This is a genomic window from Listeria grayi (assembly GCF_900638015.1).
In the GTDB taxonomy this organism is placed as follows: domain Bacteria; phylum Bacillota; class Bacilli; order Lactobacillales; family Listeriaceae; genus Listeria; species Listeria grayi.
Genome location: NZ_LR134483.1, coordinates 2,013,133 through 2,028,105, shown reverse-complemented (window position 1 = coordinate 2,028,105; position 14,973 = coordinate 2,013,133). Strand labels below are relative to the sequence as shown.

Here is a 14,973-nt window from a genome sequence, read left to right as displayed (position 1 = left end):
AAGGAATGGGGACATTGGAAACAGCTACAGCGGAAGAATTAACGCAACGACTATACCGGATAGGCGAAGAAAAACAGGAAGTAGAAGGGCAACAACGGGAGCTACGTCGGTTGGAAGAAGAATTCCAAACCCATCTTCAACAAAAAAATCGGCTTTTGGATGAAATCAGTCACACGTGGCAAAAAGGACAGATGGCGCGCCGGACAACAGACCGAATGCTACAAATACGAAAAGAAGAACAAGGGTTGATGGAACGATTTTGGGAAGAAAGGGAAACGATCAAAAAAGCGCACCAACAATTGGAAGCGAAAGAAGAAGCCGTCTACTATCAGCGAAAAGCAGCTTATGAGAAGGAGGCAACATCATGAGTGTCGATATGTTTCTAGACGACGCAGACAGTCAAGTCACCGCGATCAGGAATATGTGCCGAGCCCATGTTCAAGGACTAAACAGCTTGAAAACGGCTATCTCCCAGTTTATTTTCGAGCCGATATTAATAGGGAAAACCTATGATTCCGCAAAAAATTATTTTCAAATGACGTATATCCCTGTCATCACTGGCCTGATTTTAGCGGCAGAAACTTTAGAGACGGCGGCAAAGAAACTTTCAGATCGCTATCGGTCGGATGTGGATGAAAATTCCCTTCAAGAAGCTGTTTTACGCCGACATATCGAGCAGCTGAATAAGCTCATGGCTTTCGCGGACCACTTAGCAGCAGGCGCATCAAAAAACAGTTTTTTGAAAACCGGATTTACAAAATTAGGGGAACATTACCAAGATCAACAGAAGGATGAACAAGCAAAGTTGGCAAAACTGATGGCATTTGATCCCGTATCCGCAACGCTTTTTGGTGAAGTAGAAACATTACTGGATGCGGTGGAACAAGGGTTAAAAGAGATGCGTAGTGGAAAGGGTTTTAGCGGATTAACAGGAACCTTCAGCACGATGGGATTGAATATGGATTGGGTGAAACCGATCAATGATAAATGGACGGAATACGATCGCAGGCAAAAAGGGATCGATTCTAAGAAAGAGAAAGAGTTAGAAGCTTATGATGTCTATGCCATTGTTTATGAAGATACGGATGGAAATGCGAAAATCTTATGGCATTTAGAAAAAGACGGAAAAGGCGTAGACGCCCCGGAATTATATCAGTATTTAAGTAAGGCCGGCCAATATTTACCGGATCAGCAATACCGGAAATGGTCGATGGAAGATTATCAGAAACATTTAGAAGATGGTTGGCGTCATGGGATCAATTATCAAAATGGGGATGCATATAACGCGTTTATCAAAGGCACACTCGCAACCTCTCAGTATGTAGCGGATGGTTATAATTGGGTACAAGAGACCGGCATGTACGATTTGATTTTGATGGCTGGGTTGAGTTATGCTTCTTATAAGGTGACGACGGGTACGGGGGTTCCAGAGAAAGTTAGTGGGGCTAAGGCTCCAAAGACAGATTTTGGTGCAGAAAATCCTGTATCAGGAAAAGATTGGAACAATTATTTTAAAGAAAAATATGGTGCTGGGAATGTTCAGTGGAAACCTAACTCTATTGAAGACCTTATCTCCAGTCCTGAAAGACTGTATGGAAGTACCAAAAATGAAATAAAATCAATATTAGGTGAAGGTTGGACAGAGTCCACATATGGGTCAGCAGGGAATGGTTGGAAATTTACTAATGACGGAGATGGAATGGTGTTTTATCATCCAGGAGACGGTATACATGGAGGTCCCTATTATGGATTTTCTACAGGTGATACAGGTAAAGTGAAAATTGTTGGGGAAGATTATATAGACTTTTCGAATGATAAAGCAACAATTATAAAGTTGGGTGGTGAATGACATTTGGAAAAATTAACTTTAGGCGGAAAATTTGATTGGTTCATGGATACTCTTGAGAAAAGTGGTATGTTTATTTTGAAATTATCTAATGAAGAAATAGAGACATTTATTTTTGAAGATTTAATAGTAGGTGTTACCTCTTTTTTCAGTAAAAATAATTTAATCGAATTGAAAGAGAATGGATTAATTGATGAAAATATTGAAGAACAAGCTGCTCTTTTTAGAGAAAAAGTGCTAAATCTTGATAATACGAGTTTATGGAATATTAGTAGTGTAAGGCAAAGTTCCGAATGGTTAGATGTTTTCAAATTATCTGATGATATGAAAAATGAACTCCATGAAAGATGGTCTGATGAAGAAATAGAATACTTGAAAACAATATAAAAAAGGCACTTTGCTTTTTGATGGCTTTTTTCCTATATTTGAATACAACAAATAGAGAAAACAAGAATCTATTTGTATCAAGGACTATTTATAACAGTAGAAATAGGAGAGCATTCTGTAAAATTAATTCCCTAGAAATTTTATAACCACTTATAAAGAAGTCAACTAAACCTGTAGTACGCCCTTAAATTTAGACCAAAAAGTCTAAATTAAGGGGAGCGCTACAATCAGATGGCTTTTTATTTTCCGAAATGTGTTTATTTATTAGTAAAGTTATTCTCTTAAGATGAGTTTTTTCTGTTTGGAACTGGTGATTTCTTTCATTCTTTTTCTCAACAATATGTGTAAACCTAGAAAACATAAATTGGGGGAGTGAATTTCCTATCGTGATGAAAGATATGTACGCAGGATATTTATCAAAAGAAAAAAATTGAAATTGCTAAACATGAGTTACAAAAAATTAAAATAGGTTGAGTGAAATTCCCCCCAAAAGAAATTATTGGGGATGTAGAGGATTTAGAGAAAAATCCACCTTGTGGCACACATATAAGTAAAGATATTACTAGTTTAGCCCAATATTTTGTAATAGCTGATGGAAAGAATCTAATAAGTGTTTTAGAAGAAGACGTAGATATAGAAATAAAAGTTTTATAGAAAAAGTTATTGAACGAATTAGATGGAAATATATGTAACAAAGTCTAAAACAAGCTGGACTAATTACTTTTCCAGCTTGTTTTATTGTATATCAGTTTCTCTTCCATATGAAGAGCGTTCTAAAATCAAATTTCGTTCAAATTCGGCGAAAGTAGCGAACAAATGAAAGAGATATTTCTCAAATCGGAGGAAAAGTATAAGTTGTTTATTAGAAAGCCATAAATTTGACATAAAATAGAGATTTTTTTTAAGCAAATCCCTGAGGTTGCTCGTTTTATTATAGGGATAGTGATATAATTCACTTGAATTTAGAGTGAAAGGGGAATGTATCATAGAAGCAATGAAAGTACATATTCAGAACAAGACAATCATTTGGGGAGCAGTCAGTTTATTCGCTTTATTTATACTTTCGTGTATTTGTTTTCAAAGTAGCGTTTCCGCAGCAGAGGAAAGTAGAGATGGCGTGCGCAATGAGAGTCTGCAAATGAAAGTAATCCCTAGAGGAAATCCGGCGACTAGTAGGGCAAGAGAACAGAGAGGGAACGAGCATACATCATTTGAGTCGACCGGTTTATTTTTATATAAGGGAGATGAGATCACCGTTGAAGTAGAAGGCGAACCGGAAAATTTGGAATTGCGGGTAGGACAATGGGGTGGTTATACGAATACTCCTTATATCGCTACTGGTTCGCAAAGTTATGCTTTTAAAGAGGGCGTGGTAAAACTTCACGGAGGAACGAATACCTTTACGAGAAACTTTTCAGGAGGAATGGTTTATCTCGTCAATTATTCCACTACGAAAACAGAAAATGTTACGATTAAAGGTGGCGTAAAAGTTCCTTATTACGTTCAAGGAAAGACATCGATTGATTCCTTTAAAAATGAATTGGAACAGTATAAAGATGTCCCATTTATGGAGTTTGTAAATAATGATGCAATCGCAACCATTCGAATAGATCGAGCAAAAGATATTTTTGAAAAAGGCAATCAAGTGGATGTATTTATGTCTTCGTTAGCTAAAATCGTTAAACTTCAAAACGGGGCTGCCGGTCTTTCTTATGATGGACAGGGTGCAGAAAGAAAAGATCCGCAACGCATTCATGTCATGAATCCAGAATGGGGAGCAGGGCAACTGTTTGCAACGAATAACTTTATTGGTATTCATAGTGCAACGACTAAAGACCGGGAGATTTTCAGCAAAGGACTTGATAGTACAGATTGGGGAATGCTTCATGAATCTGGGCATACCTATCAAAATAAAATGTATCAATGGCGTAATATGACAGAAGTAACGGTTAATATTTATGCTGACTATGCGCAAAAAATGTGGTCTGTAGATGGAACAGGGAGATACGATGCAGTAAATGTGAAGAACGGAAGCAGAGCAAGTGTACAAAAGTATTTTAAGAAATTAGAAACAGATCCGACATGGAATTTTGATCGTGAGTCCACGGAGACAAACGACTATCATTTTGCTTTACTAGGCATGTTTTTAACATTACCAAGAACATTCGGTTATGATTTTTATCCTGTATTGAATCAATCTTATCGCTCTTTACCGGAGGAAGAGCTACCGAAAACAGAGGAAGAGCAGAAGCAACTATTTATTCTGATGACAAGTAAAGTGGCACATCGTGATTTAACGCCGTTCTTTGAACATTGGCGTTTCACAATAACAGATGAAACAAAAGAGAAGTTGAAAGCATTAAAACTTCCAACATTGGAGAAAGAGATTTGGAAAGATGTACTAGCAACCGAACAAGAAGAAAAAGCTGGGACATATCGTATTTCAAAGGCAGTTGGGCCATACTCTGTTCCACAAGTTGAATGGAAATCAGGTATCCCGCAATTTCCTTTTGAGAATTTAAGAAATGCTTTGAATGCCAACGATTTAGTTGCAAATATGTATTCAACACCAATTGCATCAAATACAAGTTTAGTAACCACTGGAACAGTCTCGGACGGAACGAGCTTTGATATTCAGAACGCGTATGCATACTTTACGAATGATTTGGGAATCCCGAATAAAATCCCTTTCTCCGTAAAAGTCACGCCGGGAGACAGTATCGTCATGACGGGACAACGTGGTCGCTACGCAGTTTTAAGTTACGATCCGAAAGCGAAAACGCTCCTGGCACGTGGGAATTCCAAGAAAATATTGGAGAATCTGCCAAATAATCTTTATCCACGAGTAAAAGTTTATGATAAAAATATGCAGACAGTCAAAAAAGTAGCAGAAGGTTACGGAAAAACGTATGGCTATGAATTTGCGGGCAAATTAGACAATGTGCCTGTTAATATTGGAGACATCGTTGAAATTTATCACCGTGAGTCAGCTAAGCGGGTACAGCGTTATAAAGACAACAAACCTTTGACAACAAATAAAGATACTTACTATTATCAAATCACTAAGACCGGCTGGCAAGAAATTGATTTTAATCCGAAAAGTATCGAAGGCTCTGCGATTGCTGCCAAAGTCGGTGACAGCGGCGAACTGGATTTACAAATAAATCCGGCAAACAGTATTTTACCAAGTGACTATGAATATACTGTTTCGGATCCTTCTATTATCAAGGTTGACAGCAAAGGCAAGTGGCAAGCACTTAAAAAAGGTAAAACAACTATTGCCGTCACGGCAAAACTTCCTGATGTAGGGGAATTAGCTGGGGCAGATTATCCGGCCGAATTGAAAACAACTATTGAAGTAGAAGTCACTAATAGCGGCGCCCCGATTAAAATCCACTATGTTGATTTACAAGGAAATCCGCTGACAGATGTATCAGAACAAGTGATTGCCGGTGATGCTGGTGACGTTATTAATTTAGAGCAGTATGCGCTAAAGGTTCCAGGCTACACACTACTTACTGAAACAGCAAATAAAACAGCGGTAGTTTCTACTAAAGAACAAGATATTTCATTTATTTACGGTGGGAACATTATCAGCGTTACAGGTGATAACATCGGAACCACAGTCGGAAAGACCGGGAAAATACAAATCAAATTGGTTCCTGAAATAACAGAAATGCCCGCAGAAAAGCTTATAAAAGCAAAAAAGATCACTTATAATGTAGCTGATCCAAGTATTATTCAATTAGAGACGGATGGCGAGTGGAAAGCACTTAAAAACGGCTCAACGACCATTACCGCTTTAGTAACACTGGAAAGCGGTAAGCAGCTAGAACTGACTAAGCCACTTGAAGTAATGGTTAGTTATAATGCAGAACCAATTCACATCAGGTATCAAACGACAGCTGGAAAGCACTTAGACGAAGAAACGATCTATGGAAATGTGGGAGAAAGGTATCAAGCTAAGCCGAAGAGAATTAACGGCTACACAGCTGTCTCCGATAAAAATCAGATGTTGACTTTTACTGACAAAACGCAAGAAATTGTTTTCGAATATGAGCCAAATCAGCTTAAAATCCAAGATATCAGTGCCAAAGTTGGTGACAAGGGAAGATTCCAAATAACTGTTCTCCCTCAGAACAATAACGAAAAATATATATTTGAATATGTAGTAGAGAATTCGGACATCGTAAGTGTTACAAGTGATGGTAAATGGACGGCAAAGCAAGCAGGAGAGACAACCATTGAAGTCCACGCGATTTCTGACGATTTAATAAGAAAAGCAGGCGTAGAACCAATGCTTTCCACTAAAATAGCCTTTAAAGTAGCGCAAAAACCATCCAAAGAGAATGGAGATAAGCAAACAACACCCGACGAAAAAGATGTAATTAATAATAAGAAAAATCCCAAAGAAGATTTGAGTGTTATCGAAAAGCCAATAATTAAAAAGCATAGTCGAACCATAGAAGACCCTAAGCAGTCGAAGAAAATGGTTGTCAAAGATAAAAAGCTACCTCATACAGGAGATAGTAATCAAAAAAATGTAGTGCCGCTATTTATAGGTCTACTACTATGCTTGCAAGGTCTATATATTTGGAAAAGACGAAAAGTGGATAGCTAGGAATAAAGTGAATGGAAAAGTGATAAAAGTCATCCTTCTTTTAATGGATCTTTTGTCATTTGGAGAGAATAATGACGATAAAATTAGTGTTGAGCGTATTAAACCAACCAGTTTATCAGTATGAGGCTAGTAAATGATTAATCTAGCGTATTGATTTCGGTTCTCTGTTTATTTTCCTCTCCCCACTTAGTTTCATTCCTCACAAATAAGGGAAAACGATGATAATGGAAACATGCAAACTTGAGGAGGAATAGACAGATGAAAAAAGTGAAAGCAAGTACAGCAATGGTTCAAATCATGAAAAATTGGGGGATCGACCACGTTTATGGATTGCCGGGCGATTCTATCGATACAGTAGTCGACGCTCTACGTACGGAAAGTGAGGCAATCGAATTTATCCATGTCCGTCATGAAGAGGTGGCTACTTTATCTGCAGCAGCCTATGCAAAACTGACCGGTAAGATCGGTGTTGCTTTATCGATCGGTGGGCCTGGTGCGATTCACATGCTGAATGGGATGTATGATGCGAAAATGGATCATGTCCCGATGCTTGTGTTGGCCGGGCAAGTAACTAGCGATGTAAAGGGGACAGGTTTCTTTCAAGAAGTAGATTTGCCAGCTTTATTTGAAGATGTCGCTGTTTATAATCGTAGTTTGGAGAGTGCCGCTAGCATTCCGGAAATCTTGAACGAAGCGATTCGTACTGCTTATGAACAAAAAGGGGTTGCTGTCTTGACTGTTCCGAATGACGTGCCACTTGGTGAGATCGAATTTGCACTTAAAGATGAGCCCGTTATTTTTGAACCTTCTTATCCGACCATACCAGAACATGATATTCTTGCGGCTAGCAAACTGATCAATGAAGCGAAAAAACCAGTTATCCTTGCCGGCGTGGGGACCAAACATGCCAAAGCTGAATTAGTCACTTTTTCTGAACATGCTGAAATTCCTGTCGTGATTACACTGCCAGCAAAAGGTGTGATTCCCGACAAACATCCGAATTATTTAGGGAATCTCGGTAAGATCGGTACCAAACCAGCATATGAAGCTATGCAGGAAACCGATTTGCTGATCATGATCGGCACAGATTATCCTTATGCAGACTATTTACCGAAAGACGTAACTTGCATCCAGCTCGAGGCCAATCCAGCCCGCATTGGCAAACGCTATGAAACGACCATTAGCCTAATTGGTGATGCCAAAGAAGCGCTGATCCAGCTGACGGCTAATACGGAGCGTGTAACTGATCGCAAGTTTTTAAAAGCCTGTCAGGAAAATATGCAGACTTGGGAAAAATGGCTAAAAGAAGATAAAGCGAAGACGACCAATCCAATCGCACCCGAGGCATTGATGGCAAAAATCAACGAAATCGCGGAAGAGGATACGATCTTTTCTATCGACGTCGGTACTGCCACTGTTTGGGGTACCCGCTACTTAGAATTAGGGCACAAAAATGACTTTCTTGTCTCCGCTTGGCTGGGCACAATGGGTTGTGGCTTACCGGGAGCGATCGCCGCTAAAAAAACATATTCTGAACGCCAAGTGATCAGCATTATCGGCGACGGCGGCTTTTCCATGGTCATGCAGGATTTCGCTACTGCAGTCGGTGAAAAATTGCCAATGATCCTCGTGATCCTAAACAACCGCCAGTTATCTTTCATCAAATACGAACAACAAGCAGCCGGCGAATTAAACTATGCGATCGACTTGCCAAACATTGACTATGCGATGTTTGCCGAAGCATGCGGCGGAAAAGGAATCAAAGTCGATAAATACGAAGACCTTGATCAAGCTATGCAAACCGCTAAAACAGCGGATGTCCCAGTGATCTTAGACGTTGCTGTGGATACCGATGCTGCTCCGCTACCTGGGAAGATCATCATGGACGAAGCGCTAGGTTATTCAAAATTCGAAGTGCGCTCTGTTCTAGAAGACAAGAAGTTCGCGAAAATGCCACCGCTAAAAACGATTATTAGACGATTTTTATAATGAAAATATAGGAAAAGCCGTATCGTTTGACATATACTTAAACGATATGGCTTTTTTATGGATGACTAACATCGGTATCACTCCCATCACATCAAGTACTACACATCCCGCCCCGATCATTCCGCAAAATAAGCTAGTATTCGATAAAAAATAAATAGGATCAAAAAAACTTCAAAAATAATAAAATTTGAAGTTTTTTTAAATAAAAGTAAATTTTAATATAAAATATAGCATTTTTTTAAAAAACATGAGATAATGAGGGGGTGAAAAGCAGAAAGGGAGTGCAAATCAATGAATATAATCAAAAATCGCAAATTAAAGACAAAACTAGGCTTGAATATTGTGATAAATGCCATTATTTTAATTGCATTAGGCGTAACCGTTTATTTTGGTTTCAACCATGTTTCTTCGCTATCTAAACAAACTGTCGAAGATAACGTAAAACCAATGCGTGAGATATCGACTGTCAAAGCAAATATGGCACAAATTAATATTGATATTTTAAGTATGTTTGACTCCACAAATGAAATCCCTAATTTTGTCAAAGACATCGATGACCGCTACGCAGAGAACGACAAAGCCTTAGTAGTTATTCAAAAAGCCGGTTTAGGTGCTGATGAAAAGAAACAACTGCAACTATTTAAAAATAATTTAGCTGAAATGAAAGATGCCGCATCTTCTGTTATTCGCGACACGACAAGTGCGCAAACAGATTCAGAATTATTGAATGCCCAAAATAATTACTACTTGCATGTCAAAACAAAATTTGATGATGCAGTTGGTGCACTCAACGGGTTGGAAAGCATGAATTTTAATCAAGTAAATGATTCTACAAATGCCATCTCAGCATTCGGTAATATGCTAAGTATTTCGTTAGCTGGAGCGATCATCTTAATAGTGATCGTGGCTGTTTTGTTCAATCTTTATATGAATAAAACGATACTAAGTGGGATTCGTCACCTGCGTGAGTCTGTACGAAAAATCGCAGCGGGAGATCTTTCTTATCAAAGTGAGAATCTTGTCAAAGATGAACTCGGCGAAATTGGTCATGAATTGAATGAGATGGCGGAAAATCTTCGCTTGATGATCATTGATATGAAGGAAACTTCGGCGCAAGTGAAAAATTCTAGCGATAACGTCATCATCAGCTCGGAGATCATTTCGCAAATGACAGGCGAAATGGGTACGGAAATGCGGATGATGGGTGAAAAAATCGAAACGCAGATCGGCAGCATGACAGAAAGTACGGAAGCAATGGATCAAATGACCGGGGGCGTTCAAAACGTTGCCGAATATTCCTTGAAAGTCTCGGATCTGACGAAAGAGTCAGTTATCAAGACGAACGAAGGAATCTCCGTTATCAATAATCTTGTTTCACAAATGGATCGGATCAGCATGGTGATGCGCTCTAGTACAGAGGTCGTTTCTAAACTTGTCAATCGGGTCGGCGAAGTAGAAGTAGCGTTGAATACGGTAACCAATATTGCAGATCAAACGAACCTACTTGCCTTGAATGCAGCGATCGAATCAGCGCGAGCTGGAGAACACGGCCGCGGATTTGCAGTAGTCGCGGAAGAAGTTCGGAAATTAGCAGAGCAGTCACGCCTTGCCGTTGTTGATATCAATGCGGTCTTGAAAAAGATACAATCAGAATCGCAAACGACGGTAGAGGTAATGAACGAAGGCCTATCCGAATCGGAAGCAGGTCAAAAAATCATCGGCGAAACAGAAGTGACTTTCAAAGACTTACTTAGCCGTGTCAATGATATCGCAACGCAAATGCAGAGCGTATCGCAAGAAACAGAAGAAATGGCAGCTGGTATCGAAGAGGTCAACACATCGATCGCTGACGTGACTGAGATTTCCAAACAAATCGGTGAACAATCGAAGACGTCATTAGAATTTGCGGAGATCAATACATTCAAAATCAATGAATTGGTCGGCGTTTCAGAAGAAATGCAACATATTTCCAGTTCGTTGGAAGGCTATGTGAATCGATTCGTTACAGATAAATTGAGCGAGGATATCGAAACAGAAGAGCAGCAGTTAGCTGATCCTGCTGCAGAAGAACAATTAGTGGCAGAGAACATCTAATATGCAGCGTTTGTTAAAAATAGTGACCATTTGCTTGCTGACATACTTGGCAGTTTCTGTTCAAGAAGACCATTTCTATGTCCAAGCATCGCGAACGGCTTTAGGAAAAGCGGAAAAAATCACTCGCTCCCCGCAGAATAAAGTTATTGACGTTCCACTGGTCAACCAGCTCACGACCCCAGCTCTATATAACGGCTGTGAAGTAGCAGCTCTTTCTATGCTACTTCAGTTTCAAGGGAAGAAAGTCACTAAAAACGAGCTGGCGAAACAATTAGCCTATACACCGATGCATGAAGGTAAATGGGACGGCAATCCAAATCAGGCTTTCGTCGGGGATATTACCGGAAAAAAACCTGGCTTAGGCGTCTATCATGGCCCAATCTACAAACTAGCGACTAAATATCTTCCAAAAAAGCATGTTCATGATATCAGCGGCAGCGACTTTTCGAAAGTTGCCGGACTGATCGAACAAGGCAAGCCAGTCTGGGTCATCACGACGACTAACTTTGAAGCTCCGAAAACATGGCAGAAATTTCATACCAAACAAGGTGATCTGAAAGTGACATTCGCAATGCACAGCGTCGTGATTACAGGCGTGGATGCGCGATATATCTACTTGAATGATCCTTATGGCCACAAGAACCGTCAAGTGGATAAAAAAGCGTTCATTCGTAGTTATAAGGCAATGGGCAAGCAAGCTATCTACGTAGATGGAATGGGTAAATAAAGAGAAAACATATAATAAAGGGCAAGTGTTGTGAAATAATAGATAAAAATCCTGTTCGAGTGAGCAGGATTTTTTGTGTTTTCATAAAAGTGTTGAATAAAATTTTGATACCATTTAAAGTTAAAGCGAGGGCTTCCTACTTTTACTATAAGGAGATATACAACAATGAAAAAAAGAATGTACCTTCCAATTTTTCTTATTTCAATTTTATTTGTTTCAGGCTGCCAAGAAAAAAACAAATCACCGAAACCAACGCCAAAACATCAAGAAAAGAAACAAAGCCAGAAATATACAATTGATACTTTACAAAAACAAGCAGACGCAGAGCATATGCTGCCAGTCGTATTTAAAGTAGAACCAATTAGTAAAAATAAGCAGCAAGTGACCGTAATACTTGCAGTAGAAAAAACAATCTATCAAAAAATGAAGAAAATCGATTTACCATATTTTTACACATTCTCCGCTTATAAAGAAGAAAAGGGGCTCGATTTCGAGCCAGTAAGTAGCAATAAAATACGTGTTTTAACAGATTCGGACATAAGCAATAGCCATATCGATCTGGAGAATCCGCTTATTGCTGATGAAACGTATGTATTTTTACAAATGACACAAGTGGGAAAGGGCGTATTCCATAAAGAGGATACATTAAGTTTTGCCTTTCTCTCGGGGAAGCATGAAGCTGTTTTTTATTTTGCTGACTTGAAACAACAAGTAGCCTACTTTAAAGAAGCGGAATAAATATTTTCGCTTGTCCTGTCTGAAAAACGCTTATCTTCGCCGTTAAATTCTGCGTACCGATTCACGCGTCACAATTACGCTTCGTTTCGGTACGCAGGCTTTGCCTAGAATCTAATCATCTTGCGGAGAAACTGAGAATAGCAGAAGCAATTTTAAATGTACGATGTTTTACCTTCCATTCACAGGGTATTGATAGAAAGAGCACAATGAGAGATTGGAAGGAGGAAATAAATATGTTACATGTTTTATGGGTTCTTATTATTGGTGCAATTATTGGTATTATAGCCGGGATGATTACAAACCGTAGTTTACCATTCGGTTGGATCGGCAATATCATTGCTGGTTTAGTCGGTTCATGGCTTGGGGAAAGCTTACTAGGTCATTGGGGACCGAGCGTCGCTGGAATGGCGATCTTCCCATCTATAATCGGAGCGATCATCCTTGTATTGATTGTATCCCTTATTATGGGCGCAGTCGCGAAAAGGAAATAACGAAAAAAGCGTTACTGGTTTAAACCAGTAACGCTTTTTTTTATAGTTCAAAATAAGTCTCTAACTGTTCCACAGGCAGTAGGTTCCCGACCAAGAAAGAACCAAATTCCGCATAACGAGCGCTGGATTCATCAAAACGCATTTCTGTAACGATACGTTTGAAATCAAGTGCGTCATCTCCAAATAGCGTAACACCCCATTCAAAATCATCCAGACCGATCGATCCGCCGATGATCTGCTGCAATTTGCCAGCATAGCTACGACCGATCTTGCCGTGATCACGAATAAGTGCTTGTCTGTCTTCCATTGGAAGCATATACCAATTATCAGCGCCATCGCGTTTTTTCGTCATCGGATAGAAGCAAATATGCTTGGCAGCCGGGAGTTTCGGATATAATCTAGCACGGACATGTTTGTTTTGGTAAGGATCTTCACCGCCAGCCATATGATTGGCAAGGTAGTTACTTAATTCCACCACGGAAATATAGCTGTATGTCGGGATCAAAAAGTCTGCAATCTGCAGTTTATTAAAGCGATTTTCCGCTTCGTTCAGTTCTTCTAATGATTCTCGCAAGATGAAGAATAGGAAGTCTGCTTTTTGACCAAGGATACTATATAAAGTATGTTCGCCGCCGCCAATATTTTTCACAAGTTCCATATCAGCAAGGAAATGGCTGAATTCGGTAAGTAATTCTTTGCGTTTGCTACTCTCAAGTTCGCGCCAAGCGGACCAATCGATCGAACGGAAGTCATGTAAACAAAACCAGCCGTCTAGTGTTTTTACTGCTTCATTCATTTTTTTCACCTCTTCATATGTCTAATGATTCACTTATTGGAGCAAGCACGCGAAAAAACGTGCTGAAGATCCATTTATTTTGTTGGTGGATTAGAAACGATCGCCGTCAATTCACCGCTGATCTTCCAATCTTTGACAGGGGCAGGAATCAAGAAATGGTCCCCTTTTTGGATAGCAGTTTCTGTACCGCCAATTTCTAATCGTCCGCTACCGGCAATAATACTCACCAGGGTGTAAGGCGCTTCCGCTTCAAAAGAAGCTGTTCCGTTTACTTCCCATTTATGCACGCTGAAAAACGAGTTGGATACAAATGTCGTGACGCTTACGCCGTCACGATCGCTAGTTGTGATCGCTGGTTTTGCATCGTGATGGGGCGCCGTAGTGACCGCAATAGCTTTATCGAGATGCAACTCGCGTTTGTTACCATTGTCGTCTGTACGGTCGTAATCGTAAACACGGTATGTGGTATCAGAGCTTTGCTGTGTTTCTAAGATCAAAGTGCCTGTTCCGATGGCATGGATCGTTCCGCTCGGCACGTAATAAAAATCGCCCGGTTTGATCGCTACTTTGCGCAGTAATTTGTCCCATTGTCCGCTTTTTGCCCAGTCAGCAAATTCTTCTTGAGAAGCAGCATGATGCCCATAAACAAGTTCCGCACCTGGTTCGCAGTCGATCACATACCAGCACTCGGTTTTGCCTAACTCCCCATTTTCATGCGTTTTTGCATAAGCATCGTTCGGATGGACTTGCACCGATAGATCGTCATTGGCGTCTAAGATCTTTGTTAAAAGTGGGAAAACTTCTTCCTTCGGGTTACCGAATAATTCGGGATTCGATTGCCAGACTTCTGCTAATGTCTTGCCGGAAAATTCCCCGTTCTTGATCACAGAAGGACCATTCGGATGAGCGGATATTGCCCAATCCTCGCCTGTTTTATCAGAAGGGATGTCGTAACCAAAATAAGTATGTAGTTTCGAGCCTCCCCAAATACGTTCTTGGAACACGGGTTTGAAAAAGAATGCTTCTGCCATTGATAATCCTCCTAATCCTAATATCTACTCATTTAGTATATAGCAGTTATCACCCAATTGCTAGAGGAAAACCTAGGGCTTCGCTGTCTTATTTTTCTTTGGAAGGGGAGGCGCAGTGCTGATTGATCTCGCAGCTGCTGCATTTTCCTTTCTTTACCTTTTTGAAAAAACGGATAAAAATATAGAGCGTGTAACCGAAAATCAATAACCCTAAAACGAGATTGATAAAGAGTGTGATCATTTTGGTTCCTCC

At 39.9% G+C, this 14,973-nt stretch carries 14 protein-coding genes and 2 pseudogenes; 12 read left to right on the top strand and 4 right to left on the bottom strand.

The window, feature by feature from the left end:
• Window positions 1-14 precede the first annotated feature (14 nt).
• The 5 genes from EL241_RS09870 (at window position 15) to EL241_RS13895 (ending at window position 2,887) form a co-directional block, all read left to right on the top strand.
• Window positions 15-368: a DUF3958 family protein gene (locus EL241_RS09870; protein WP_126320330.1), complete on the top strand. Its 354-nt coding sequence runs from the start codon at window positions 15-17 to the stop codon at window positions 366-368.
• Window positions 365-1,849 (top strand): T7SS effector LXG polymorphic toxin, encoded by a 1,485-nt coding sequence (locus tag EL241_RS09865; protein ID WP_126320545.1) that lies wholly within the window; start codon window positions 365-367, stop codon window positions 1,847-1,849. The genes EL241_RS09870 and EL241_RS09865 overlap by 4 nt, the downstream gene beginning before the upstream one ends.
• A gap of 3 nt (window positions 1,850-1,852) precedes the next feature.
• Entirely contained in the window at window positions 1,853-2,233 is a 381-nt protein-coding gene (locus EL241_RS09860; protein WP_003754733.1) for a hypothetical protein, read from the top strand.
• A gap of 338 nt (window positions 2,234-2,571) precedes the next feature.
• Window positions 2,572-2,667: an Imm70 family immunity protein gene (locus EL241_RS13905; RefSeq protein ID WP_331852676.1), complete on the top strand. Its 96-nt coding sequence runs from the start codon at window positions 2,572-2,574 to the stop codon at window positions 2,665-2,667.
• Between the two features lie 40 nt (window positions 2,668-2,707).
• Window positions 2,708-2,887: an Imm70 family immunity protein gene (locus tag EL241_RS13895; protein ID WP_267879126.1), complete on the top strand. Its 180-nt coding sequence runs from the start codon at window positions 2,708-2,710 to the stop codon at window positions 2,885-2,887.
• Between the two features lie 99 nt (window positions 2,888-2,986).
• Here EL241_RS13895 and EL241_RS13970 read toward each other — a convergent pair.
• Window positions 2,987-3,058: pseudogene (locus EL241_RS13970) on the bottom strand (recombinase family protein); the annotation flags it as partial.
• Window positions 3,059-3,227: 169 nt separating this feature from the next.
• On the opposite strand from EL241_RS13970, the gene EL241_RS09850 reads away from it, so the two are divergent.
• The 7 genes and pseudogenes from EL241_RS09850 (at window position 3,228) to EL241_RS09825 (ending at window position 12,893) form a co-directional block, all read left to right on the top strand.
• The gene (locus tag EL241_RS09850; RefSeq protein ID WP_036106003.1) at window positions 3,228-6,854 is read left to right on the top strand and encodes a M60 family metallopeptidase; all 3,627 of its coding nucleotides are present in this window, start codon (window positions 3,228-3,230) and stop codon (window positions 6,852-6,854) included.
• Between the two features lie 258 nt (window positions 6,855-7,112).
• The gene (locus EL241_RS09845; protein ID WP_036106007.1) at window positions 7,113-8,843 is read left to right on the top strand and encodes a pyruvate oxidase; all 1,731 of its coding nucleotides are present in this window, start codon (window positions 7,113-7,115) and stop codon (window positions 8,841-8,843) included.
• 291 nt (window positions 8,844-9,134) lie between these two features.
• Window positions 9,135-9,911, top strand: a pseudogene (locus tag EL241_RS13945) (MCP four helix bundle domain-containing protein); the annotation flags it as partial.
• A complete protein-coding gene (locus tag EL241_RS13940; protein WP_370446887.1) occupies window positions 9,906-10,937 on the top strand; it encodes a methyl-accepting chemotaxis protein in 1,032 nt (343 codons plus the stop codon). The pseudogene EL241_RS13945 and the gene EL241_RS13940, both read left to right, overlap by 6 nt.
• A gap of 1 nt (window position 10,938) precedes the next feature.
• Window positions 10,939-11,664 carry a C39 family peptidase gene (locus EL241_RS09835; RefSeq protein WP_036106011.1) on the top strand — a complete coding sequence of 242 codons (726 nt, stop codon included), beginning with the start codon at window positions 10,939-10,941 and terminating at the stop codon, window positions 11,662-11,664.
• A 165-nt stretch (window positions 11,665-11,829) separates the two neighbouring features.
• Entirely contained in the window at window positions 11,830-12,402 is a 573-nt protein-coding gene (locus EL241_RS09830) for a hypothetical protein (protein ID WP_126320544.1), read from the top strand.
• 233 nt (window positions 12,403-12,635) lie between these two features.
• Window positions 12,636-12,893, top strand: a complete 258-nt coding sequence (locus EL241_RS09825) for a GlsB/YeaQ/YmgE family stress response membrane protein (protein ID WP_036106017.1) — start codon at window positions 12,636-12,638, stop codon at window positions 12,891-12,893.
• A 40-nt stretch (window positions 12,894-12,933) separates the two neighbouring features.
• On the opposite strand, the gene hemQ is transcribed toward EL241_RS09825, so the two are convergent.
• From hemQ to EL241_RS09810, 3 genes are all read right to left on the bottom strand, one after another.
• Window positions 12,934-13,689, bottom strand: a complete 756-nt coding sequence (gene hemQ / locus EL241_RS09820; RefSeq protein WP_003754755.1) for a hydrogen peroxide-dependent heme synthase — start codon at window positions 13,687-13,689, stop codon at window positions 12,934-12,936.
• 74 nt (window positions 13,690-13,763) lie between these two features.
• Entirely contained in the window at window positions 13,764-14,720 is a 957-nt protein-coding gene (gene manA / locus EL241_RS09815) for a mannose-6-phosphate isomerase, class I (RefSeq protein WP_126320543.1), read from the bottom strand.
• 88 nt (window positions 14,721-14,808) lie between these two features.
• Entirely contained in the window at window positions 14,809-14,961 is a 153-nt protein-coding gene (locus tag EL241_RS09810) for a FeoB-associated Cys-rich membrane protein (protein WP_036106022.1), read from the bottom strand.
• Window positions 14,962-14,973 lie beyond the last annotated feature (12 nt).

Excerpts from the sequence above, each read along its gene's own strand:
- EL241_RS09835 (WP_036106011.1), top strand. The coding sequence starts at position 10,939 with ATGCAGCGTTTGTTAAAAATAGTGACCATTTGCTTGCTGACATACTTG.
- EL241_RS09810 (WP_036106022.1), bottom strand. The coding sequence starts at position 14,961 with ATGATCACACTCTTTATCAATCTCGTTTTAGGGTTATTGATTTTCGGT.
- manA (WP_126320543.1), bottom strand. The coding sequence starts at position 14,720 with ATGGCAGAAGCATTCTTTTTCAAACCCGTGTTCCAAGAACGTATTTGG.
- EL241_RS09830 (WP_126320544.1), top strand. The coding sequence starts at position 11,830 with ATGAAAAAAAGAATGTACCTTCCAATTTTTCTTATTTCAATTTTATTT.
- EL241_RS13940 (WP_370446887.1), top strand. The coding sequence starts at position 9,906 with ATGGCGGAAAATCTTCGCTTGATGATCATTGATATGAAGGAAACTTCG.
- EL241_RS09865 (WP_126320545.1), top strand. The coding sequence starts at position 365 with ATGAGTGTCGATATGTTTCTAGACGACGCAGACAGTCAAGTCACCGCG.
- EL241_RS09845 (WP_036106007.1), top strand. The coding sequence starts at position 7,113 with ATGAAAAAAGTGAAAGCAAGTACAGCAATGGTTCAAATCATGAAAAAT.
- EL241_RS09825 (WP_036106017.1), top strand. The coding sequence starts at position 12,636 with ATGTTACATGTTTTATGGGTTCTTATTATTGGTGCAATTATTGGTATT.
- EL241_RS09850 (WP_036106003.1), top strand. The coding sequence starts at position 3,228 with ATGAAAGTACATATTCAGAACAAGACAATCATTTGGGGAGCAGTCAGT.
- hemQ (WP_003754755.1), bottom strand. The coding sequence starts at position 13,689 with ATGAATGAAGCAGTAAAAACACTAGACGGCTGGTTTTGTTTACATGAC.